Source organism: Nocardia sp. bgisy134 (genome assembly GCF_057708325.1).
This window is the reverse complement of sequence record NZ_JBYIRW010000004.1, coordinates 293,782-315,320: the sequence shown is the minus strand read 5'-3', so window position 1 is coordinate 315,320 and position 21,539 is coordinate 293,782. Positions and strand designations below refer to the sequence as shown.

The 21,539-nt window shown below is 68.5% G+C and carries 22 protein-coding genes; 5 read left to right on the top strand and 17 right to left on the bottom strand.

The genetic code is table 11. The features are described from left to right. Positions 1-235: 235 nt before the first annotated feature. The 12 genes from AC3ERS_RS10425 to AC3ERS_RS10370 form a co-directional block, all read right to left on the bottom strand. Positions 236-748 (bottom strand): methyltransferase, encoded by a 513-nt coding sequence (locus AC3ERS_RS10425; RefSeq protein ID WP_431965984.1) that lies wholly within the window; start codon positions 746-748, stop codon positions 236-238. After that, entirely contained in the window at positions 749-1,042 is a 294-nt protein-coding gene (locus tag AC3ERS_RS10420) for a gas vesicle protein K (protein ID WP_431965982.1), read from the bottom strand. Beyond that, on the bottom strand, positions 1,035-1,250 hold the full coding sequence (locus tag AC3ERS_RS10415) for a gas vesicle protein (protein ID WP_431965980.1): 216 nt from the start codon (positions 1,248-1,250) through the stop codon (positions 1,035-1,037). The genes AC3ERS_RS10420 and AC3ERS_RS10415 overlap by 8 nt, the downstream gene beginning before the upstream one ends. After that, the gene (locus tag AC3ERS_RS10410) at positions 1,247-2,038 is read right to left on the bottom strand and encodes a GvpL/GvpF family gas vesicle protein (protein WP_431965978.1); all 792 of its coding nucleotides are present in this window, start codon (positions 2,036-2,038) and stop codon (positions 1,247-1,249) included. The genes AC3ERS_RS10415 and AC3ERS_RS10410 overlap by 4 nt, the downstream gene beginning before the upstream one ends. After that, complete coding sequence (locus tag AC3ERS_RS10405; RefSeq protein WP_431965976.1) at positions 2,031-2,423, bottom strand: gas vesicle protein; 393 nt, start codon at positions 2,421-2,423, stop codon at positions 2,031-2,033. Before AC3ERS_RS10405 ends, AC3ERS_RS10410 begins: the two co-directional genes overlap by 8 nt. Next, entirely contained in the window at positions 2,420-2,755 is a 336-nt protein-coding gene (gvpO, locus tag AC3ERS_RS10400) for a gas vesicle protein GvpO (protein ID WP_431965974.1), read from the bottom strand. The genes AC3ERS_RS10405 and gvpO overlap by 4 nt, the downstream gene beginning before the upstream one ends. 5 nt (positions 2,756-2,760) lie before the next feature. Then, on the bottom strand, positions 2,761-3,018 hold the full coding sequence (locus tag AC3ERS_RS10395) for a gas vesicle protein GvpG (protein ID WP_431965972.1): 258 nt from the start codon (positions 3,016-3,018) through the stop codon (positions 2,761-2,763). A 3-nt stretch (positions 3,019-3,021) separates the two neighbouring features. Further along, positions 3,022-3,813, bottom strand: coding sequence for a GvpL/GvpF family gas vesicle protein (locus tag AC3ERS_RS10390; protein ID WP_431965970.1), 792 nt, complete (start codon positions 3,811-3,813; stop codon positions 3,022-3,024). Then, a complete protein-coding gene (gvpJ, locus tag AC3ERS_RS10385; protein ID WP_431965968.1) occupies positions 3,813-4,211 on the bottom strand; it encodes a gas vesicle protein GvpJ in 399 nt (132 codons plus the stop codon). The genes AC3ERS_RS10390 and gvpJ overlap by 1 nt, the downstream gene beginning before the upstream one ends. Continuing rightward, positions 4,208-5,410, bottom strand: coding sequence for an SRPBCC family protein (locus AC3ERS_RS10380; protein ID WP_431965966.1), 1,203 nt, complete (start codon positions 5,408-5,410; stop codon positions 4,208-4,210). The genes gvpJ and AC3ERS_RS10380 overlap by 4 nt, the downstream gene beginning before the upstream one ends. A 5-nt stretch (positions 5,411-5,415) precedes the next feature. Next, positions 5,416-6,000, bottom strand: a complete 585-nt coding sequence (locus AC3ERS_RS10375) for a hypothetical protein (RefSeq protein WP_488186840.1) — start codon at positions 5,998-6,000, stop codon at positions 5,416-5,418. Between the two features lie 473 nt (positions 6,001-6,473). Beyond that, positions 6,474-7,442: an NADP-dependent oxidoreductase gene (locus AC3ERS_RS10370; protein WP_431965962.1), complete on the bottom strand. Its 969-nt coding sequence runs from the start codon at positions 7,440-7,442 to the stop codon at positions 6,474-6,476. 77 nt (positions 7,443-7,519) lie between these two features. Between AC3ERS_RS10370 and AC3ERS_RS10365 the strand changes: the two genes are divergently transcribed. Continuing rightward, on the top strand, positions 7,520-7,909 hold the full coding sequence (locus AC3ERS_RS10365) for a winged helix-turn-helix transcriptional regulator (protein WP_431965960.1): 390 nt from the start codon (positions 7,520-7,522) through the stop codon (positions 7,907-7,909). Between the two features lie 619 nt (positions 7,910-8,528). On the opposite strand, the gene AC3ERS_RS10360 is transcribed toward AC3ERS_RS10365, so the two are convergent. After that, a complete protein-coding gene (locus AC3ERS_RS10360) occupies positions 8,529-10,091 on the bottom strand; it encodes an FAD-dependent monooxygenase (RefSeq protein ID WP_431965958.1) in 1,563 nt (520 codons plus the stop codon). 40 nt (positions 10,092-10,131) lie between these two features. Next, on the bottom strand, positions 10,132-10,755 hold the full coding sequence (locus AC3ERS_RS10355) for a TetR/AcrR family transcriptional regulator (RefSeq protein ID WP_431965956.1): 624 nt from the start codon (positions 10,753-10,755) through the stop codon (positions 10,132-10,134). 125 nt (positions 10,756-10,880) lie between these two features. On the opposite strand from AC3ERS_RS10355, the gene AC3ERS_RS10350 reads away from it, so the two are divergent. The 3 genes from AC3ERS_RS10350 (at position 10,881) to AC3ERS_RS10340 (ending at position 12,735) form a co-directional block, all read left to right on the top strand. Then, a complete protein-coding gene (locus AC3ERS_RS10350) occupies positions 10,881-11,312 on the top strand; it encodes a T6SS immunity protein Tdi1 domain-containing protein (RefSeq protein WP_431965954.1) in 432 nt (143 codons plus the stop codon). A gap of 206 nt (positions 11,313-11,518) precedes the next feature. Beyond that, the gene (locus AC3ERS_RS10345) at positions 11,519-11,830 is read left to right on the top strand and encodes a DUF3303 domain-containing protein (protein ID WP_431965952.1); all 312 of its coding nucleotides are present in this window, start codon (positions 11,519-11,521) and stop codon (positions 11,828-11,830) included. Positions 11,831-12,402: 572 nt separating this feature from the next. Next, complete coding sequence (locus tag AC3ERS_RS10340) at positions 12,403-12,735, top strand: hypothetical protein (RefSeq protein WP_431965950.1); 333 nt, start codon at positions 12,403-12,405, stop codon at positions 12,733-12,735. 3 nt (positions 12,736-12,738) lie between these two features. On the opposite strand, the gene AC3ERS_RS10335 is transcribed toward AC3ERS_RS10340, so the two are convergent. Next, complete coding sequence (locus AC3ERS_RS10335; protein WP_431965948.1) at positions 12,739-13,065, bottom strand: helix-turn-helix domain-containing protein; 327 nt, start codon at positions 13,063-13,065, stop codon at positions 12,739-12,741. Between AC3ERS_RS10335 and AC3ERS_RS10330 the strand changes: the two genes are divergently transcribed. Further along, positions 12,988-13,368, top strand: coding sequence for a DoxX family protein (locus AC3ERS_RS10330; protein WP_431966187.1), 381 nt, complete (start codon positions 12,988-12,990; stop codon positions 13,366-13,368). The genes AC3ERS_RS10335 and AC3ERS_RS10330 overlap by 78 nt on opposite strands. Positions 13,369-13,370: 2 nt before the next feature. Here AC3ERS_RS10330 and AC3ERS_RS10325 read toward each other — a convergent pair whose 3' ends face one another. Next, positions 13,371-14,789 (bottom strand): aminotransferase class I/II-fold pyridoxal phosphate-dependent enzyme, encoded by a 1,419-nt coding sequence (locus AC3ERS_RS10325; protein ID WP_431965946.1) that lies wholly within the window; start codon positions 14,787-14,789, stop codon positions 13,371-13,373. Continuing rightward, on the bottom strand, positions 14,786-21,532 hold the full coding sequence (locus AC3ERS_RS10320; RefSeq protein WP_431965944.1) for an SDR family NAD(P)-dependent oxidoreductase: 6,747 nt from the start codon (positions 21,530-21,532) through the stop codon (positions 14,786-14,788). Before AC3ERS_RS10320 ends, AC3ERS_RS10325 begins: the two co-directional genes overlap by 4 nt. Positions 21,533-21,539 lie beyond the last annotated feature (7 nt).

Sequence of the window (21,539 nt, the reverse complement as noted above, 5' to 3'; positions counted from 1 at the left end):
AGCCCGGTAAGGCGATTCAGTCTCTGCTTTTCCCACCAGCAACCACGTCTCAGCAAAATACAGTCGCCCCGGGGTGACGAATGCTGTCCCGACGGCCGGACCGTGGTCTACTGCGGTGCGTGGTCTGGCTCGAGGACCTGGCCCGCAATATGGCTGACATCTCCGCCGGTGCGTGGACCGCGCTTGCGGCCTGGCTGTCCGTCATCGCCGCCCTGGTGTATGCGTGGCGTCAGCATCAGCGGGCCGAGCAGCAGACCGACACCAGCATCTCCATGTCGAGCAGCTTGCCGAAGTGTGGTGAATCGTCCTCGGGAAGCACGATTTCGATGAGCAGCACTCGGCCTTCCGGTGCGATCCGGCTGCGAACGTTGCGCAGGATCTGCACTGCTTCGGCGTCGTCGAAACTCTCCACGACGTGCTTGAGGACGTAGGCATCGCCGCCCGCGGGGACGGTGTCGAAGAAAGATCCCGATTCGATGGTGACGCGGTCGGCGACGCCGTGCTCGTTCAGCAGCGCCGGTGCGCCTTCGGTCACCGAGGGTAGATCGAACAGGATTCCGTCGGCTTGCGGCGCCTGGTGCAGGATCGCGGCCGGCAGGCGACCGTGACCACCGCCCACGTCGACGATCGTGCGAAACGCGTGGAAGTCGTACACGGCGAGAATCGCGGGGATCGACATGTTCGTGACGGTGGTCATGGCGTCGTCGAAGATGTCGCCGAGCTCGCGTGTCCACAGAATTGGACACATTCACCGTTCGGGGAGCAGCGTTCCCAGCGGTCCGAGGTCGATGTTCAGATCCTCGGGGGTGAGTCCGAAATGGTCGCGCAGTTCGGCCATGCGCTGCTCGAGCAGCATCAGGGTGGTGCCGATGCGCTCGATCTGCTCCTCGCTGAGGTCGCCGTCGTCCACGCGACGCAACGCCTGGCGCTCCATCAACTGGCGCAACAGTTCCACGAGGGTGAGCACGAGCGTGACGAGTCCGCGTTCGACGGATTCGGGATCGGTGTCGATACGCGGTGAAAGACCGTCGAACTCAGTCATCCGGGGGTGGCTCCAGTGCGCTGTGCGAGGCGGACTCGAGCGGGGACAAGGCGCTGACCGAGGAGATCAGCGCACGCAGCGAGATCTGGACCATGTCGACGTCCGCGATGGAGAGCTTGATGTCGCCGGTGATGACGACGCCGCCCGCCAGCACCCGATCCAGCAGGTCGACGAGCGCGACGCGGCGCTCGCTGTCGGTGCGCGTCATGGCGTCTCCCGTTCCGCGCCGGCGAACGAATACGGCGGCCACGGTCCGGTGAGCTCGAGCCGGATACCCGGAAATTGGTTCCCGAGATCCTCGACCGCCGAGGCGAATTCGTCCGCGCGGTCGTCGTCGACCAGGTAGGTGCCGTTGAGCACCATCCAGTCCCGGCGGCCGTTCAGTACGGGATCCGTCACCGGCTGACGCCGACCCGCCGCCGCCTGCCGGACCAACAGTTCGTGGATTCGATCGGCGCGCTCGGCCGCGTCGCGTTCGACGGTTTCCTGCGCCGACAACTGCGCGCGCCTCCGCAGCAGATAAGCCGTTCCCGCGCCGCCTCTTTCGGTCCGGGCCAGATCGGCCTCGGCCACCGCGGCGGTGAGCGCGGCGCGGTCGCCGTAGGCTTTGACGCCCCACTCGGTCCGTCCGCGAATCAGGTCCAGAGCCGACTCGAATGCCGCGTGGCGTTCGTCGAGCATGCCGCGCACTCGATCGTCGTCCAGGAAGACGACGGCCAATCGCAACGGCACGGCCGTGCCGCGTCGCGCCAGCGCGGAGACGACGGCGTCGTGGGCCCGAGCCGTCGCCTCCAGCCATGCCAGATCTTCCAGATTCCGGCGCAGCGGCTCGTCGCCGAAGACCGCCAGCGGCACCGACCCCACGACCGCCGCGAGATCGCCGGATACCACCGTGCGCACCGCCTCCCCGGCCACGCCGGTCAGGTCGCCCACGTCATCCCCGAGGTCCTCGGCGCTGGTCACCGCGTACAGCCACACTCCGGAGCCGTCAGTCACGGTCCCGCTCTTCCTGCGGTTCGCGTGCGCGCTCGATGGGCTTGCGGGTGACATCGCGCTGCTCCAGTTCCGCGATCCGATCGCGCAGCTTTTGGTTCTCGAGTTCGAGATCGTGATCCTGCCGCTCGAGGCTACGAGCCTTGCTGTTGAGCCAGGGATCGGTCTCCCACCAGTCGATGCCCACCGCCTTCGCTGTCTCCAGCGACGCGATCACCAATCGCAGCTTGATCGTGAGGAGCTCGATGTCGAGCAGATTGACCTGAATGTCGCCCGCGATGACCAGCCCTTTGTCGAGGACCCGCTCGAGGATGTCGCCGAGATTCGTCGACCGGTGGCCTGCGCCGTACGGCTCTGGCACCGACGATCCGCTGTTCACGACAGTCATGGCGTACCCCTGACTCCGATGTCGGTGCTGCCGCGGCTGTAACGCCGGGTTCTGCGATACGCCAACAGGTTCCCGTCCAGGTCGAGCTCCACCTCGTAGAGCGCGAGCATGTCCGCCGACGAGGGGATGCGGCGGTCCTCCAGCACCTCGACCTCCACCAGCCAGCCCTCCTCGAGGGGCTCGGCCGAGGTCGCCCCCTCGGCGTCCTTCGAGGTCAGCTCGGCCAGCTGCGCGATCGCTGCCGCGGCGGCCTGTGCGGCCGTCCGGGATCCCGATCGATCCGATCGGCCGCCGCCGTCCTCGGTGTCGTCGTCCGCTTTCCTGGCGCTCACTCGGATCATCCCTTCCCGTCAGGTGGTGCCGTGCCGCCGCTCGGGCGCATCATCCGGTCGAGGACGGCCTGCTGGGCCTGCGCGTGCTCTTCCTCGGACAGCTGCCCGGCCGCCGCGGCCTCGTCGATCGCCTCGAGCTCACGCCGGATGGTCGCCGGATCGTGCAGCTGTCGTTCGACTTCGTCCTGGATGATCTGACCGACCCAGATCACGCCGCGGACCGGGGCGAGCGGCAACGTCAAGATCGACGACAGCAAACCCACGGGTCAGCCCTCCGGTGCGCGCTTCATCACGAAGTCGTAGGCTGCCATCGGGCCGAGCAAAGATAGGTCGACGCGGTCGTCCCATTCGTCGGCGAGCCCGGCCAACACATCCTCGAGGTCGCCCTGCTTGGACAGCTCGATGAGGGCCGCCACGTGTACGGCGTCCTGCTCATGGGTCGGCGTCCGCTCGTTGACGAGGGGTTCCAGCGGTTCGAGCGCATCGAGCACCCGACGGGTGTCCTGGGCGCGTTTCGACTCGATGCCCTGGTTGATGATCTCGCCGAGTGCCATCCGGGCGTCCCGGGTGGCGTCCGCCGACTTGTCTCGGATTTCGTCGCGTAACCGAGCCGCTTCGGGGGTTTCGCCAAGCAGTTCCCGCAGGATCGTCTTTTCGACGTAGCGACCCTTGATCACGAACTGCGCGCGGCCCTCCAATTCCTCCAGCGCTGTGCGGAACTCGTCGTGATTGGCTTCCAGCAGCTCCTTCTCCACCGCCTCCGCGTCGGACATGACGGCGCCGAACCGCAGCGGCAGTACCGGCGTCACCGCGGCCGAGCCGTCCAGCAGCTCCGCGTGCGCGGTCATGTCGGCAGGGGTGCCGAGCGGGCGGTCGGTCGAGATCTCGCTGACCAACGCGGCGATCTCCCCGTGTCGCACCACGCTGACGCCGTGGTCGCCGACACCGGAGGCATGCTCTTCGGGCTCCACGTCCGAGGGCACGATGCCGTAGACGTACACCGCGGTACGCCCAGCGCTTTCTTTTCCTCGCGCTTCGGTCGCTTGTTCGGTGGACATCAATCCTCCTTGCGTCTCGACGACCGGCTCTGCTTCTGGCGCCTCGCCTCGACGTCGTCCATGAAGTTCAGGACTTTCTCGCCCGCGGCCTCGAGTGCGCCCTGGGTCTTGTGCTTGGCTCCGCCGCTGGCGACCTCCCCGACCAGGTCAGGCAGTCCCTTCGGCTCGGTGTCGGAGATTTCCAGTCGATTGACGGCCTCGGCGAATCGCAGATAAGTGTCGACGCTGGCCACCACGACTCTGGCGTCGATGGTCACCAGTTCGATACCGACCAGCGACACGCGCACGAACGCGTCGATGACCAGTCCCTTGTCCAGAATGGTGTCGATGACGTCGGCCAAGCCCGAAGCGTTCGGGCGGGTGGCCACGCCACCGCCACCGGCAGGTTCGATAGTCATGCCTCTTGCCTCCTCCGCGCGGTCGATCGGCGTGCCGGTGTGGCGCGCCTGCTCGCCGACGTGGTGCGACGACTCGTCGACGCGGTCCGACGGCGCGCCGCGGGCCGACGGGCAGGGCGCTCGTCTTCCTCGTCTTCGTCGAATTCGTCGCGTTCCTCGTCTTCGTCGCGCACTTCGTCTTCGTCTTCGTCGCGTTCTTCGTCTTCGTCGGTCTCCTCGTCCTCGTCTTCGTCGCGTTCTTCGTCTCCGGCGGCTTCGTCGCGTTCTTCGTCCTCGGTCTCTTCCTGCTCCTCGCGACGAGCGGTCTCGTCGTCCTTGACCACTTTCTTGTCGCGGATCTCGCCGTGCCAGCCCATGATGTCGTCTTGGTGCAGCACGCTCTCGGTCATGACGTGACGCTGAAAATGCTTGAGCTCGAGTCGAACCCGGCGGCCTGCCGCCCGCCACAGGTTGGCGGTCTTTTCGAAGAGCCCAGCCGGGTGGTACTCGAGTACCACCATGATCCGCGTCAGATCGGGGGTGAGTTCGTGGAAGGTCACCGCGCCGTCGATGTAGCCCTTGTGGCCCTTCGAACGCCACACGATCCGCTCGAACGGCACCTGCTCGATGATGGTGGAATTCCAGGTCCGCTTGGACCAGAACACCTTGCCGGACCATTCGAGCTTCTCGTCGGAGACCTGCTCGACTTGCTGGACCTTTTTCATGAACTTCGGGAAGTCCGCGAACTGGGTCCACTGGTCGTAGGCGAGCTCGATCGGCACACCGACATCGATGTGCTCGACGATATTGGTCAACTTGAGCTTCTTGCCGCCGCTGCCCTTACCTTTGCCTCCAGTCAAGGATTCCTTGACGTCCTGGAACTTCTCCGTGGCGGTGTGCTTGAGCTTGTCCATGCCCGCGCTCATCGCCGCGCCCATCGGTGATTTGCCTTCGGCGAGCTTCTCGACGCCGGTCAACGCCGACAACAGGCTGCCACCGCCGCCTTCAGCCACCTGGGTGAGGCGATCGGCCGTCCCGGCTACCCGGCCGGCAACCCTCATGAGAGCGCGTTCGGCAATGGTTTCCGTGAGATTCCGTAACGAGTCCTGCAACTGCCCCTGCGGTGTGGCAGGCGCGGCCGCCTTCTTGGCTCGGCCTGCGGCTCCGGTCGCGGTCTTGCCGACCGTGCGGGTGACGTCTCCTAGAGCTTTCGCGGCCATCACCATCACCTCCTCGTGCGTCGTACCGGCGCGCTGTCCGCGGTACCGGCACGGGCGCGACGCTGTCGGGCGCCCGTCGGCTTACGCTCCCCGGAGCCGGACTTCTTGACCGGTGTCCGGGAGCTGGATGCCGCCGCTCGACGGCGGGTGGACGGCCGCGCGCGGGTCGACGACGACCTCTTGGCCTTCTCGGGCTCGGTGTCGTCCTCGTCCTCCCGGTCCTCGTCCGCGGATTCGTAGTCCTCTTCGGCATAGTCCTCCGCGCCTTCGGGGCGCTCGTCCTCGTCCGCCTCAGAGATCTCGCCCTGCTCCTGGAGGCGAGCGTTCAAGGCATCGATACGGTTGCTCGCGGCGGTGACCGCCGCGGCCCGCGCCGCATCCATCAGCTCGCCGCGAATCGTGTCGGTGATCTTGGTCAGTTCAGTCGACGACCCGAGCACCGAGGCACCGCGTTGCAGCAGCGCCTGCGGGCCCCCCGCCTGCCTGCTCAATCCCGCGCCCACCAACATCAGCGCAAATCGCATTTTGTGCGTGCGTCCCAGCAAGTATCCGATCCCCACCCCCGCCGCCATCCTCACTCCACACTTCATTGGTCACTCCTGGTTTGCCATCTACTCCGTCTCTCATCGAGCGCGCGAAATAGAGTCGAGTTATAGCCTCGCGTATACAAAAGTGGGTCAGATCACACAACGGCCCCAAACTTGCACGCTACGCCCTATACGAGTGGGGTGTAACCGCGTTCTTGCTGGGAAAACCTGAAATGACCCGATGTGAGGCCCTGAATGTCATTCGCCGCGTCGCAACAGGCGGCGAGGTCGATGCTGCCGCAGCCCTGCTGCGAGCCGCGCGATAGCCAGATGGTTTCTCGCGCAACCTCTCGCGCTACGGTCCGGCAGGCGGACCGAGTGTCCGCCCGGAGTGAATCTCGTTTCCCGAGAGCGATCTTCGACTGCACCGCCGCCGGGAACGAACCGGGCGCAGTCGCGTCGGCGGCGGAAAGCGCTGCGGGTCAGCGGAACTCGTCATCCGCGCCGTGGGGGCTCGGCGACTGTCTATCGCCGGTTCATGGCACCAGCACGAGACGGCCGCGCAGCTTCCCCTCGGTCAGTCGGTGGTGAGCCTTCACCGCGTGGGCCAGCGGGAAGGTCTCGGCCACGCGGATCGTCAATCGACGATTCTCCGCCAGCACGGCGATCCGGGCGAGCGCCGCCCCGTCGGCGGCGACCCACTGCTCGCGGACGGTGATGCCGCGCAGGGGAGTGGGCGCGGCGCCTGCGACCACCGAGACGAAGGTGCCGCGGTTCCGTACTGCCCCGAGAACAGGCAGACCGAGCACGGCCGCGTCCACCGCGGCGCCCACACCGCCGGGGACGAGTCGCCGCACGGCGTCGGCGAGATCGTCGGTGCGCGGGACGAACCACTCGGCACCCGCCGCGCGGAGGAATTCCTCGTCGGATGCGTCCGCGTTCGCGACGACCCGCCACCCGCGGTGCGCGGCCAGTTCGACGGCGAAGCCGCCCAGCGCGCCCGCCGCGCCGGTGACGAGGACGGCGCCGCCCGGTGGCAGGTCGAGCAGATCCAGGGCTTGCGAAGCGGTGAGTGCGTTCAACGGCAGGGTCGCCGCTTCAACTGCCGACAGCCCGTGCGGCGCGGGTGCGAGCGCGGCCGCGTCGAGCACCAGGTAGTCGGCATAGGCGCCGATCGAGAGGTCGAGCCTGTCGCGCAGGCCGATGACCCGATCGCCGACGGCGAACTCGGTGACACCTTCGCCGACGCCGTCGACTCGACCGGCGACATCCCAGCCGATGCCGATGACTGGCCGCGGCGACATGAGCCCGGCATCGATGAGCATTCCGGTCCGTGTCGCGACGTCGACCGGGTTGACCGCGGCGGCCTCGACGCGCACCAGCACCTGACCCGCGCCCGGCGCCGGAATCGGGACCTCGGTCACCGTCAACGCTTCCGGTCCGCCGGGCGTCCGCACCACCACGGCGCGCATCGTGGCTTCTTTGTCGTTCTGCAAGCTCGTCATGACGGCGATCGTATGGAGAGTTACTCTCTGATGGGAAGAACGCACTTCGAAGTGCGGTAGGCACGCGAAGGAGAGTTGTGCGGACACGGGACGAGGCGCGCGCCGCCTACGACGCCTATCTCGCGGGGTGTCCCGCACGGCAACTGCTGGATCGGATCAGCGACAAGTGGGTGAGTCTGCTCGTCAACGCGCTGGCGGAGGGCCCGCAACGCTACAGCGACCTGTCGCGCACGCTGGTGAGCGTCAGTCAGAAGATGCTCACCCAGACGCTGCGCAATCTGGAGCGCGATGGTCTGCTCACCCGCACCATCACCCCTTCGGTGCCGGTGCGCGTCGATTACCCGTTGACCCCGCTCGGGGAGAGTCTGGTGCCGCTGATGCGGGAGATCAAAGCATGGGCGGAGGAGCACATGGACGCGGTGACGACGGCGCGCGCGGCATACGACACCGCGACAGCCCCGGGATAGCGGCGGTCTCGTGAAAAGCCGCGCGGGTACACCGGCCGTGACCGCGACGAATTCCGGCGGCGCGCTGCGGTTTCGGGTCGGCCGAGACGCTGCGGGAAGCCTTCGTGCAGCGGTTTCGTGCACTATCGCGCGCTCGCGTGCGGAGGGAGTGGGCGGCCGTCATCGATTCGAGGTGCGGCGGCGGCGAGTTGGCGTCCGGCGCAGCATATTTCGGTTTCCCGCCACGCGCCGCGACAGCTCCGTTCGTGAATCACGGTTTGATCACGAGCCGTGCTGGGTAATACCGAAATATGACCCCACGGAACGACCGAGCCGGCCGAATCATCGGCATGGAGCGCGGTACGGCCGTGCTGTGCGCTCTTATCGCCACGGCTCTGGCCTGCGGCGTAGCACTATTGACGGGCTCGCTGACCTGGGCATTCGCGGCGAGTGCCGCGGTATGCGCGGGAATGGCGATCAGTTTGCCGACGATTTCTCGAAAACCGCCACCGCCGCGCACAATTCGTGATATATGACCGAGATCCGACGCATTCCCTTCATCAATTCGCACAACACTGCATGACATCCCGGCCGATACGTCCGGCCGCGAACGGAAAATGATCTTCCGAAACCGACGCCGCTACGGTCGTGAGCCGACCGGCTCACCGAACCAGCGCCGCACGGCGGCACGAAGCGCATCCAGTTCCGCGGCGGTCGGTTTCGCCGACGAGGACGCCCAGGCGATGTAGCTGTCGGGTCGGAGCAGCACTGCCGTCACATCGGTGGATTCCGTTCCACCGGTGACGATTTCGATGCGGTCGTCGGCACGGACTTCGGCGAGCGCTTTCGCGGCGGAAGCGTCGACCGTCAGGTCGAGCAGCAGCGGGCGGGCGGATCTGACCAGCTCGGCGAGGCGCACTGTTCCGGCGGCGGTGCGCACATCCATGTCGGGGGCGAACCTGCCGACCAGCGGGTGCGCATCGGGGGCGCCCATGTCGTAGTGGACGTCCGCGCCCGCGATGAGATCCGCGAGGCGTCGCACGGTGTTCCGGTCGCGCAGGAGTTCGGTGAACAGGTCGCGCAGCCCGCCGACGTCGGGGCCGGAAGCGATGAGCGCCGATTGCGCCCGCGCGTTCATCACCATGCGGTGGGCGGCGTGCCCGCGCTCGGTCTCGTAGCTGTCCAGCAGTCCGGGCGGCGCGTGGCCGACGATCTCGGCGGCGAGTTTCCAGCCGAGGTTGACCGCGTCCTGGAGGCCTAGATTGAGGCCGGGACCGCCGCCCGATGCGTAGACGTGGGCGGCGTCGCCGATCAGGAATACCCTGCCGTGCCCGAATCGCTCCGCGACGCGGGTGTTTCCGCCGAACAACCGGCGCAGCACATGCGGGCCTGCGCCTTCCGGTGCGGCCAGCGGCACATCGGCGCCGAGTACGCGGCCGATACTGGCTCGCATTTCGTCGAGGGTCATCGGCGCGTCGGTGCGCGGCTGGTCCCATTCCGTGGTGCTCACCAGCGGTGGATGACCGGGCAGTGGCGCGTAGGAGAATCCGCCGCGCTCGGTGCGGTGCGGCGCGAAAGGCCGGACGGTGCCGTAGCCGGGCACGCGGAGTGCGCCAGTGTCGGGGTCGACCGACGTCGCCGGGAGTGTGACGTGAGCCGATCGCGTCGTGGTCCGATCGTAGGTGACACCGGGAAACTCGATGCCGGACAGCTTGCGCGTGACGCTGTGCGCACCGTCCGCGCCGACGAGATAGCGTGCGCGCAGCCGATACGTTCCGTCCGGGCCCGCGACGTCGACGTCGACCTCGTCGTCTTGCCGCACACCGAGAACTTCGTTACCCCAGCGGATTTCGGCTCCGAGCTCGGAGGCTCGATCGGCGAGCACTTCCACGAGGCGACGCTGCGGCACAGGCAGGGCGTAGATCGGGCTGTCGTCGAGCAGGGTCAGGTCCAGATCCATGGCCGCGAACATGAAGTACGCGGAGTTCGGCTGCGGCGGAACGGAACCGCCGCCCAAGCGCTCGAAAAGGCCGCGGCGATCGACCATGCGCACGACCTGGCCGAGCAGCCCGTTCGCTTTCGGCTCGACGCTCGGCTCCGGCAGGCGCTCGAGCACGATCGGCCGGATGCCGGCCAGACTCAGTTCGCACGCCAGCATCAGCCCGGCCGGGCCGCCGCCGACGATGACGACATCGGTGTTCATCGGATCTACTCCTCGGCTGAGAACGGATCGTTCGAAAGCGTTACGGGACAGGGAGTCCGGCGCGGATTCGGTCGAAAACCTCACGCAGCGCCCGCGCGAGCGGAATCGGTTCGTCGGCGCGCAAACAATGCTCCACGGCCACGGCAGTGCCCGCGCCGATCACCGCGGCGACCAGTTGCGGGTACACGTCCCGCGCCGGGTCGGTGCCGGTGCGCTCCGCGACCGCCGCCGCCAGCGCGTTCTGCGCGACCGCGTTGGCCTTGACCACCTCACCGTGCAATGCGGGCTCGGCCAGCATCAGCCGCAACGCGTCACGCCACCGTCGGTCGTCCTCGGCCTCGGCGCCGGAACGCTTGCCCGCCGCGTATTGAGCCTGCACCGCGTCGGCGATCGAATCCCACAGCGGCTCGTCACGCGGTCGCGTTCGAAGCTCGTCGGCGATGCGCAGCGCTCGCTCGACGTGGCTGGCGGCGATCGCTTCTGCCTTGTTGGCGAAGTAGTTGCGAAAAGTGCGCACGGAGACATTCGCTTCCGCCGCAATGGCTTCCACGGTCACGTTGTCCCAGCCGCGCTCGATCGACAGCCGAATCGCCGCGCGGCTCAACGCGAGTCGCGTCTCCCGCTTCTTGCGCTCCCGGAGACCGGGAGCTTCCTCCACCGCCATGTCAGCAACCGTAGCAATAGTTGCCGATTGTGCAAGTTTGCGCTTTGGGCAGATTTGTTGCCGCAAGAGTGCGGAACCGTCTGGGCCGTCGAGACAACTCGCACCTTGGCTGATTGGATCGACGCGTGACAATCGAGGGTTTTCAGTTGATCGCGCAGCGGCCGATGCTCGAGGCGATGCCCGCGTGGGCGCCGCACTTTCCCCAGTTCGACCTCGTGTTCGGATACTCCGACCTGGGGCACGCGTTCCTGGTGAACAGCCAGTCCGGGGAGTGTGCGGTGCTGCATCCGTACCGCGCCGCCGCGAAGGGGTACGGCGCGTTCGCCGATCCCGCCGATTTCGCCGACCAGGTCCTGCGCGAGCCGGGGTTCGCCACGTTCGTGCTGCGCACCGATCACGTCTCCCGGATTCGCGACCGGCTCGGGCCGCTCGATCCGGAGCAGGTGTACATCGCCACGCCATACCCGTTCCTCGGCGGCAGCGAGGAGCCCGAGTCCTACGACACGGGCGAACTGTGGACGTTCCTGGAACTCGTCGCGCAAGCGCAGCAACTTTAGTTGCCAGCCGGTCGCAGCGTATTTCGCGCAGCTTCAGGTTGCGCACAAGCGACCGGTCACGATCCGGTCCTACGGCAACGATCCGCCGCGGTGGTGCCGTGCCGCCCGACGGGGCCACAGCGCGACGAGAACGTGCGGGTATGTCTTGCTCCGCTGTGGGTATCCGCGCCAGACCAGCAACTTCGATGCATCCCTAGGAGGATGGAATGAAGTACGTGGTTTCCTGGACCTACCGTTGGAACGGCTCCGCGGCCGAGAATGAAGCCGGCATGCAGCGCGCGTTGGACGTGTTCGCGAATTGGAAGCCGTCCCCCACCACGAAGTACCACCAATTCGTCGGTCGGCTGGACGGCAGAGGCGGATTCGCAGTGGTCGAGACCGATAATCCGATCGACCTGGCCGACGGTCCGTCCAAGTTCGGCTTCTTCGCGGAGTACGAGATCTACCCTGTCGTCGAGATCGCGGAGGGCGCGCAAGCCTTCCAGCAAGGCGCGGACTTCAGGGCATCGATCGGCTGAACCTCGCCGATCAGCTCCGATACCCGTTGAGCGCGGGCGCGCTCGAGCGAAAACGCTGTCGCGATCAGCCGAATCCTGATCGCGACGCAGCGGCGTGCCGATACTCGCTCCACGCCGCTTCTGCGGATTTGTGAGCACCGTATGTTTCATGCTTCCGAACCCGTACCTGAGCAGTCGCGAACCGGGCCCGTCACCGACACCGTGATGATGTGTTCGGCCAACCGAGACTGTCGGGCCAGATGTTCGTAGTCGATCGAAGACGCAGTCTCGGCTGCCGCCGAAGCCACGCGAGCCGCCGAGGACGCCGCCAAAGCCGCCAACGACTGCAAAGGCGCTGACCGCAGGAAGTGATCCTCGACCCGCTCAGCGATTGTCCAGCCCGCGCCTGCGTCGAGAGAAACCCGCTCTCGAGGCAGGCGCGGGTGGCCGCGGCGGCTACGGCGACGCGTTTCTGGAGCTCGTCGCACAAGCGCAGCAACTTTAGTAGCGGGTGCCATTCCGACCGGTTCGTAGACGTGTCATGATGGGAACATGTGTTCGAATTGCGGCGCGGTCGGGTCGGGTGGTCGACGGTGAGCGAGGATGCCTTTTCGGCGGTCCGGCGCCTGCCGCGCCCGCGCCCGGTGCTGGTCGATCCCAAGCGGATCTGGCTGCTGCCGAACAAACCGGGACCCCAGCGGCCGTCGCTGGGTGTCGCGTCGAACAGCCTGGATCCGAGGTTCCAGGAGCCGTGGGTGCAGGCGACCCAGTACGGCTGGGTCCGGCTGCACCTCGGGCACTACGTCGCGTGGTACGCCGAGGTCGCGGTCGACTACCGGACCCGCAACAAGCTCACCGAGACGACGCTGCGGCACTGGGTGCCGTGGGATGCGGTGCGATTGCCGTCAGCGGGCAAGAGCTCGTGACGCTCAGCGCAACGAGGCGGGGCTACGTCCCAGCATTCGCTGCGCGGTTCTGGTCAGGTGGGCTTGATCGGCGAAGGCGGCGTGTGCGGCGACCTCGCTGATCCGGTGGTGTGGCAATGCGGCGATCGCGGTCCGCAACCGCTGCCACTGCCGGACTCGGACGAGGGGGACGCCGATCGTTTCGCGAGCCAAGGTCCGCAGCCGAGGCGCGGAGAGTCCCGCTTCCGTGGCGGCGTCGCCGAGGCTCGTCCGATGGCAGCGCCGCAGAACGTGGGCCCCCTCGCTTCCGTTCTGCTGGCGATCTATTCGACCATCACCGGCCTGAGTCATTTCGTCGCGGTGAACTACTACCGCTCGCTCGTGCCGCCGTGGCTGCCCGCGCCCGGCCTCGTCGTGGTCGCGAGTGGTCTGGCCGAACTCGTGGTCGCGAGCCTGCTGTATCTGCCGCAGACACGGGCGCTCGGCGGGTGGGCTGCGGCCGCGCTGATCACTGCATTCCTGGCGGTCTGGCTCGACGCACTCCGGCGTGCCCGCGCCGATCACCCGCCTTTGCGAACCGGGCGAGCGCTGACGAGCCTGCTGGTGAACATCGGCTATATCGCCTGGGCCGTGTACGTCGCCCTCGCGCAGTGATCTCAGCGGCCGGGGATGGGGAAGGAGCCCAGTTGATCCGGGGTTTCGGGGGCTCCGATGGTGAGGTCGGGGATATGGTGCACGATGTCGAGGATGTCGCCGAGTTGGTCGACGGTGTCGAGCAATTGGCGTTCGGTGTGTTCGCTGGTGAGGAAGAAGCGCAGGCGTTCGGTGCCCGCGGGCACGACGGGAGACAGGATGGCGCCCGCGTTGTAGCCGCGTTGCAGCAGCGCCGCCGCGGCGTATCCGGCGCGGATCTCGCCGGGCACGATGACCGGCACGATCGGAGTCGATTGGGAGTCCGCGAGATTCATGCCTCGCGCGCGCAGCGCGTCGGTGAACAGGCCAGCATTCGACCACAGGCGAGCCAGCCGGTCGGGTTCGTCCGCGAGGACGTCGAGTCCGGCCAGGACGGCGGCGACGTTGGACGGGGACGGTCCGGCGGTGTAGAGCGCCATGCCCGGCGCGGCGTACTTGACGGCCCGCACCAGGTCGGCGTCGCCCGCGATGAATCCTCCGGTGCTGCCGAGCGCCTTCGACAGGCTGCCCGCCCAGATGTCGACCAGGTCGCCGGGCAGAGCGAAGTGTTCCCTGCTGCCGAGGCCGGTGGGTCCGAGGACACCGATGGCGTGCGCCTCGTCGACGAGCACGGCGCAATCGTATGCCCTTGCCACGGAGGATATTTCGGCGATCGCACCGAGATCGCCGTCCATGCTGTAGTGGCCTTCGATGATCACCAGCGCCCGATCGAACTGGTGACGGCACGACCGCAGCAACGCAGCCAGCGACTCGGGATCGTTGTGCCGGAAGGTGACCCGCCTGCACCCCGCCCACTGGGTGCCCGCGACCAGGCTGGCGTGCGCGAGCGAATCGCACACGGCGACATCGCCTTCGCCGAGCAGGAACCCGATCACGGCGGCGTTGGTGAGGAACCCGCTCGAGGTCACCAGTGCCGCACCCGCGCGGTAGATGTCGGCGAGGCGGCGTTCGAGGACGCCGTAGAGCGGGATCTCCCCGGTGACGATGCGGGTGGCCGATGCGGAGGTGCCGTACCGCTCGGCGGCCTCGTTGGCGGCGCGGATAACCCGGGGGTGCGCGGCCAGTGCCAGATAGTTGTAGGAGCTGTAGTTCACCAATTCGTTTCCGCCGGAACGAATCACCGCGCCGTTGTGGCCTTCCGGTGACAAGAACAGCGGATGCGGCAGCCCGGTGGCGTCGATCAGGCGCTGGATCGCCGCCTGTTTCTCCAGCGCCGCCACTACCGCCGGATGGTCGGCGAACTGGCGTCCCGGCCCGCGCCGCACTGTCGTGCGGGCGCCCGTCTGCGCGGCCGCGGGCCGATCGGTTCCGGTCGACGTCGTGGTGTTGCGTTCACGCGCACCGGCCAGCAGCCGTCGCGCGATAGCCCGCTCGTCGGTCATGCCGCGACCTCTTGGGCGCCCGCGGATCCCACGATGATGTCGGCGATCCTGGCCCCGGCCTGCGCCAGACTGAACGAACGACCGAGCTGAATGCTGTTCATCTCCACACCGAGCGTCTTGCCGACCAGCGCGCCGAACTCGACCGCCATCAGCGAATCCAGGCCGAGCTCGGGCAGTGGAACCGACAGGTCGATGGAATCCGGCGCCACACCCATCACCTCGGCGAGCTGTTCGGCGAGAACGTAACCGACGACGGCCGCGCGCGGCGCCTCGTCCAGCGCGATGATCTCGCCGCGCAGCCGCGCCGCCGCCGAATTGTCCTCGGAGGCCGAGGCGATCAGGTCGGCGACCCGCGCGGTGTCGGCCAGCTGCGGCGCCGCGAGCACCACCTTGCTCCAGTCGACCGGAATGATCGCGGCCTGCCGCACACCGAGACGCAGTGCCTCGCCGAGGTATTCGGTGCCATCGTCCATGTCGATCGCGTCGAAGCCCGCGATCCGCAGGTAGCGCTGCACGTTCTCGTCGGCGTCGACCATGCCGCCACCGGACATCGCGCCCCATCCGATGCACAGCACCCGCTCGCCGCGGCGCGCCAACCGGTCCGCGAACGATTGGAGCGCGAGATTGGCCGCGGTGTAGGAGTATTGGCCGATTCCGCCCATGATGGCGCTGCCGGAGGAGAACAGCACGATCAGGTCGGGTCGCACATCGGCGGCGGTCAGGGCTGCGTGCAAGGCCAGCGCTCCGTCGAGCTTCGGGCGGAAGACGGCGGTCAGACTGGCTCGGTCCATCGTCGCGATGCGCTGATCGTCGAGAACGCCCGCGGCGTGGAAGATGCCGCGCAGCGGATGCGCTTCGGTGTGGACGCGCGCCACGACCTCGCGAATGGCGTCGGCGTCGGTGACGTCAGCCCGCTCGACGAGCACTTGCACCCCTTGGGCGCGCCAGGCGTCCAGGTGCGCACGGGCGGCGTCGGTGCCCGCGCCGCTTCGACCGATCAGCACCAAGTGCCGCGCGCCGCGGCGGACAAGCCAGCGGCCGGTGGCCAGGCCGAAAGCGCCGAAGCCGCCGGTGATCAGATAGCGGCCCGCCGGGTCGATGGTCACGTCGGCGGATTGCGGTCGCACCGACGGTGTTTCGCCGGTGAGGTCGAGGGCGATGCGCCCGAGGCGGGTCGAGCGCAGGGCCTCCTCGAACGCGGCCCCGACCTCGTCGACACCGAAACGGTGGTACGGCAGCGGGCGGTAGGTGCCGTCGGCGAGTTTCTCGTTCACCGCCTGCACCCTGGCCACCACCTCGGCGCGACGCAGTTTCAGCATGCGGTCCAGATCGAAGGAGAAATACGCGACGTTCTTGTCGAAGTTGCGCAGATCGAGCACGCCGCCGGAGTAGATGTCGGCCTTGCCGACCTCCACGATGCGACCGAACTCGGCGACGGCCTTGAAGTTCTGGTGCACGATCTCGCCGGGCGCGGTGCTGATGACGATGTCGGCGCCGCGGCCACCGGTCAGGCCGAGGACATCGTCGACGAAGTTCAGCGACCGCGAGTTCACCACCTCGTCCGCGCCCTGCTCCAGCGCGTAGGCGCGGCGTTCGTCGGTGCTCGCGGTGCCGATCACCCTGGCGCCGTGCCGTTTGGCGACCTGAATCGCGCAGGCGCCGACGCCGCCCGCAGCGCCGTGGACCAGCACCGTCTCCCCGGACCGCAACCGGGCCAGGTCGAGCAGCGAGTACTCGGCGGTGACGAGGGAGACCGTCGAGGTGCACAGTTCCGGGCGGATGCTCTCCGCCGCCGGACCCACCACCTCGGTATCGGCGACGTGGAAGCGTTCGATCATGCCCGCCGAGGCCAGTCCGACACGATCGCCGACGCGCAACCGGGTGACATCGTGGCCGACCCGCACCACCGTGCCCGCGCCCTCCATGCCCGGCGCGACGCCGAAATGGGTGTCGGCCAAGTCGTCCGCGCCGAGCACACCGAGAACCTTGAGCGGATCTTTGAAGCCGAGTCCGATCGCGGCCATCCGCACCTCGACCTCGCCGGGACCTGGCGCCCGGCGCGCGGCACGGCGCCACCCGAGCTGGGACAGCACGCGCGAGCGCGGGATGTCGAGGACGAAGTTGGCCTCGGGGTCGTTCAGCGGCTCCGGCTCGTCGAGGGCGGCGAGCCGGTCGGGCAGCGCGCGCGTCACGACGGTGCACCACCGTAATCCGTTGCGCAGGAACACCTCGTCGGTGCCGTCGGCGCTGAACGCACCCGGCACGCAGAGTTCGGCGAGCAGCTCGGCTTCGGAGGTCTCCGGTTCGATATCGACCAGACGCCAGCGCAGCGACGGCTGCTCGTTGAGCAGCACCCGGCGTGCGCCCGCGAGGGCGGCGTGGGCGGGGTTGGGCAGGGTCGCGTCCTCCGGGTGCGCGAAGGCGCGTTCGGTCACCAGGGTCACGTGCAAGGAGCCGTCTCCGGTCAACGGCAGCGGTTCGGGGTGCACGGCATCGGCGACGTCGGCGAGGACCAGTGCCAGCCTGCTCAGCAGCCACAGGTCGGCGACCGGGTCCGCGCCCGTCCCGGCGACCACACAGACGTGCACGCGGTCGATGCCGCGACTGGCGTGCGCGGCGTGCAGCCGATCGGCCAGCGTCTCCTCGAAATCGGTTGCGGGATCGATGATCTCGGCCGACTCGGTCGAGCGCGTGAGCTGCTCGACGCGGGCGCGTGCGGCACCCGTCAGCGGGACCACGAGGGTGTACCCGGTGGCGGTCCGGTCGAGCGCGGCGCGGTCGAGCGGGTCGCGCAGGGTCCAGCGTTCCTCGTAGTAGAGGTCTTCGAGCCCGCGCAGTAGCCCGCCGCCGAACGGCACCGCCTGGAACTTCGCGCCGACGATCTGCAGGATCGGATTGTGCTCGGCGTCCAGCACCGCGACGTCGGCGCGCAACGGTTCGGTGAGCCGGGCGACCACCACCGCGCGCGACGGTAGCGGCGCGAACATCCGCACGGTGGCCGCGCCGATCGGGATGACCGCGCCCGCAAGCTCGGGGCCGCCCGCGTCGCCGAGTGAGACGATCTGCCAGGCCGCGTCCAGCACACACGGGTGCGCCAGATGCCCGCTTCGCCCGGCGATGCCCGCATCCAGCGTCGCGACCACGGTGTCGCCGTCCACCCACGCTTCGCTGACCAGCCGGAAGGCCGGGCCGTGCGCGACGCCGGTCGCGGTCAGGTCGTCGTAGAGGGTCTCGGGTGCGACGGGGGTCATGGAGGCCGTGTCGGGGACCGCGATCTTGACCGGTTCGAACGCGCCCTCGACCAGTCGGCCGGTGGCGTGCACTGTCCATGCCGTCCCCACCGCGGTTCGGGAGCGGATGGTGAAGCGGCGGGTCGACTCCTCGACGCGCAACTGCATCACCGGGACGTCGCCGGGTTCGACGACCAGCGGCGCGATGAACCGCACCTGCTCCACCGCGGCGATGCCGTGCTCGGCGCTCGCGCCGTATTCGACGGCGGCCGCGCTCAATGCCGCGTCCAGATACGCGGCGCCGGGGAGGATTCGGGCGCCGTCGACGACGTGGTCGTCGATCCAGGGCAGCACCTCGGCAGCGATCTGGACGGTCCAGTGCCGCTCCTCGTCCAGGCCAGGATCGCCGAGCATGGTGTACAGGCCGGGAGTGCCGTAGCGCTGCTGCGACGATTCCGGCAGGTCGGAGCGCAGACGCTTGCGCTGCCACGGGTAGCGGGGGAGCGGCAGGTGTGCGACCGGTGCCGGACCGACCAGGGCGGGGATGTCGAGAGCGCCCGCGGCGTACAGCCCGGCGACTGTTTCGCGCACACTGACCGCGTCGGACTGCTTGCGCCGCAGCGTCGCGATGGTGGCGCCCCTCTCGCCCACGTGCAGCAACAGCTCACGGAGGTTGGCGGCCAGCACCGGATGTGGGCCCACCTCGAGGAAGACACGCTCGCCCGAGGTGATCAGGCCGCGGATCGCCGCGGCGAAGCGCACCGGCCGACGTACGTTCGCACACCAGTAGTCGGCGTCCCAGTCCGCCTCGTTCACCCGGTCACCGGTCACGGTGGAGTAGAGCGGGATCGACGGAGGTCGCGGGGTGAGCGTTGCGAGGGCGGCGCGCAGTGGTTCGAGGATCGGATCCATGAGCGCGCTGTGGTAAGGGACCTCGACCTGTAGGCGCTTCGCGAAAACACCCTGGCCGGTGTGTGTTTCGGCGATCGCATCCAGCCGGTCGACCGCGCCCGAGAGGGTGACGGCGGTGGGGCTGTTGATCGCGGCGATGTCGACGCCCGCACCGAGCAGGTCGGCCGCCTGCTCGGCGGGCAGTCCGACGGCGAGCATGCCCCCGGTGCCCGCGGTCGTGGCTTGCAGGCGGGCGCGGTGATAGGCCACCGCGACCGCGTCGGTCAGCGAGAGCATGCCGGTGACGTACGCGGCCGACACCTCGCCGACACTGTGCCCGACCACGGCGGACGGCCGGACCCCCAGCGCCGCAAGGGTTTCGAAGAGCGCTACCTGGACGAGGAAGTTCGCGGGCTGGGCGATCTCGGTCGCGGTCATCCGGGACTCGGTCTCGGGACGAGCCAATTCCGCGCGGATGGACCAACCGGCCAGCGCGGTGAACGCCGCATCGACGCGCTCGGCAGCGGCGGCGAAGACCGGGTCGGTGGCGAGCAGCTCGCGTCCCATGCCCCACCATTGCGGACCCATCCCCGTGAACACGAAAACCGGTCCGGTAGTGGCATTTCCGACGGTACGCACTGGGGCGCGCCCCTCGCCCGCCGCGAAACCGCGCAGGGCGTGGATCAATTCGGCCGTGTCGGCGAATGGCACGCCGATGCGAAACGGGTGGTGGTGCCGTCTAGTCCAGGCGGCGACGGCCACGTGGTCAGGGTCTGCGCCTGCGGCGAGCAGGTCGGTGAAATCGGCCGCGAGATGCCGCACGGCCTGCTCGTTGCGCGCCGAAATGGGCAGCACGCCGCGGTGACGCCGGGTGGTGTCTGCGCGCGGTGGCGCTATGGTGGCGGCGGCTGGGGGAGCTACATCGCCCGGCGCGCGTGTTGCGTCGGTCGATGTGGCTGCCATGTCGGCCGATGCGGGAGCTGTATCGAACGCGGCCGGAGCGTGGGCGACCAAGGTGAGCGCCCGGCCGACCGACGCCGGGGTTGTCTCGACCGCAGCGAGCACCCGGCCAACCGCTGTGGACGATGAGTCAGCTGCTGCGGGCGTGGTCTCGACCGCTACGGAGGCTGGGTTAGCGGCTGCGGGTGTGGTTGCTGCGGGGGCTGGGTTAGCGGCTGCGGGTGTGGTTTCGGCTGCTGCGGGGGCTGGGGCAGCCGCTGCGGGTGCGATCTCGACCGCTGCGAGCACTGGGCGAACCGACGCGGGCGCGTGGCCGATCGGCTCGGTGGCTGCGCTCGAGCGCGCAGCCGTTGCACCACGACCCCGGGCGGGGCGGTGTTCTTGCAGGATGGCGTGGGCATTGGTGCCGCCGTAGCCGAATCCGTTGACCGCCACCGTCATCCGCTCGTCGGGCCTGACCGGTTCGGCCTCGGTCTGAATGGTCAATCGCAGCTCGTCGAGCGCGAGGTCGGGATTTAGCTCGTCGTCGAGCCAGCCCTGCGGCGGTAGCGTGCGATGGGAGATGGCCAATGCCGACTTGATGACGCTCGCGATGCCCGCGGCGGCCTCGGTGTGACCGAGGGTCGCCTTCACCGACCCCACACCCAACGGCGCGGCGCGTCCTTCGACGGCGCCGTAAGCTCGCCCGATCGCCCGCAGCTCCAGCGGGTCGCCGACCGGTGTTCCGGTGCCGTGGGCCTCCACGTAGGTCACCTCGTGCGGTGCGATGCCCGCCCGCTCGCACACCGATTTCGCCAGCGCCTCTTGGGCTTCGGCGTTGGGCACCGTGATGGCGGTGGTACGGCCGTCCTGGTTGGAGCCGGTCGCCTTGATCACCGCGTAGACGCGGTCGCCGTCGGCTTCGGCATCGGCGAGCGGCTTGAGCACGACCATGCCCGCGCCCTCGCCGCGCCCGTAGCCGTCGGCGGTGGCGCCGAAGGACTTGCTTCGTCCGTCCCCGGCGAGGAAACCGCCCTTGCACATGGAGATGAACGTGCCCGGTTGCAGCATCAGGTTCACTCCGCCCGCCAGCGCGGTGCGGCAGTCGCCGTCGCGCAGCGCCTGGCAGGCCAGGTGCAGCGCGACCAGCGACGACGAGCACGCCGTGTCGACGGTGACGCTGGGCCCGCCGAGGTCGAGCGCGTAGGAGATTCGATTGGACAGCATCGTGTAGGACGCGCCCGCCGAGGAGTGCATATCGATGTGCGGCACCGCCTCACCGGTGAAACCGACCGCGAGCTGGTCCAGGGTGAAGGCGCCCATGTAGACACCGACCGGAGCCTCGCCCGTGCGGCCTGCGATGCCCGCGTCGTCGAGCGCCTCCCACGCGACCTCGAGCACCAACCGCTGCTGCGGGTCCATCGCGGTGGCCTCGCGCGGGGAGATGCCGAAGAAATCGGGGTCGAAGGCCCACGGGTCGGTGGTGAGGAACGCGGCGCGCTTGGTGTACATCCGGCCGGGCGCGCGGCGGTCGGTGTCGTAGTAGCGGCGGTAGTCCCAGCGGTCGGCCGGGATGTCGGTGACCGCGTCGCGCTTGTTCACCACGAAATCCCAGAACGCTTCCGGCGAGTCGATGCCACCGGCGTAGCGGCAGCCGACGCCGACGATCGCGATGTCCGTCACGGAACGT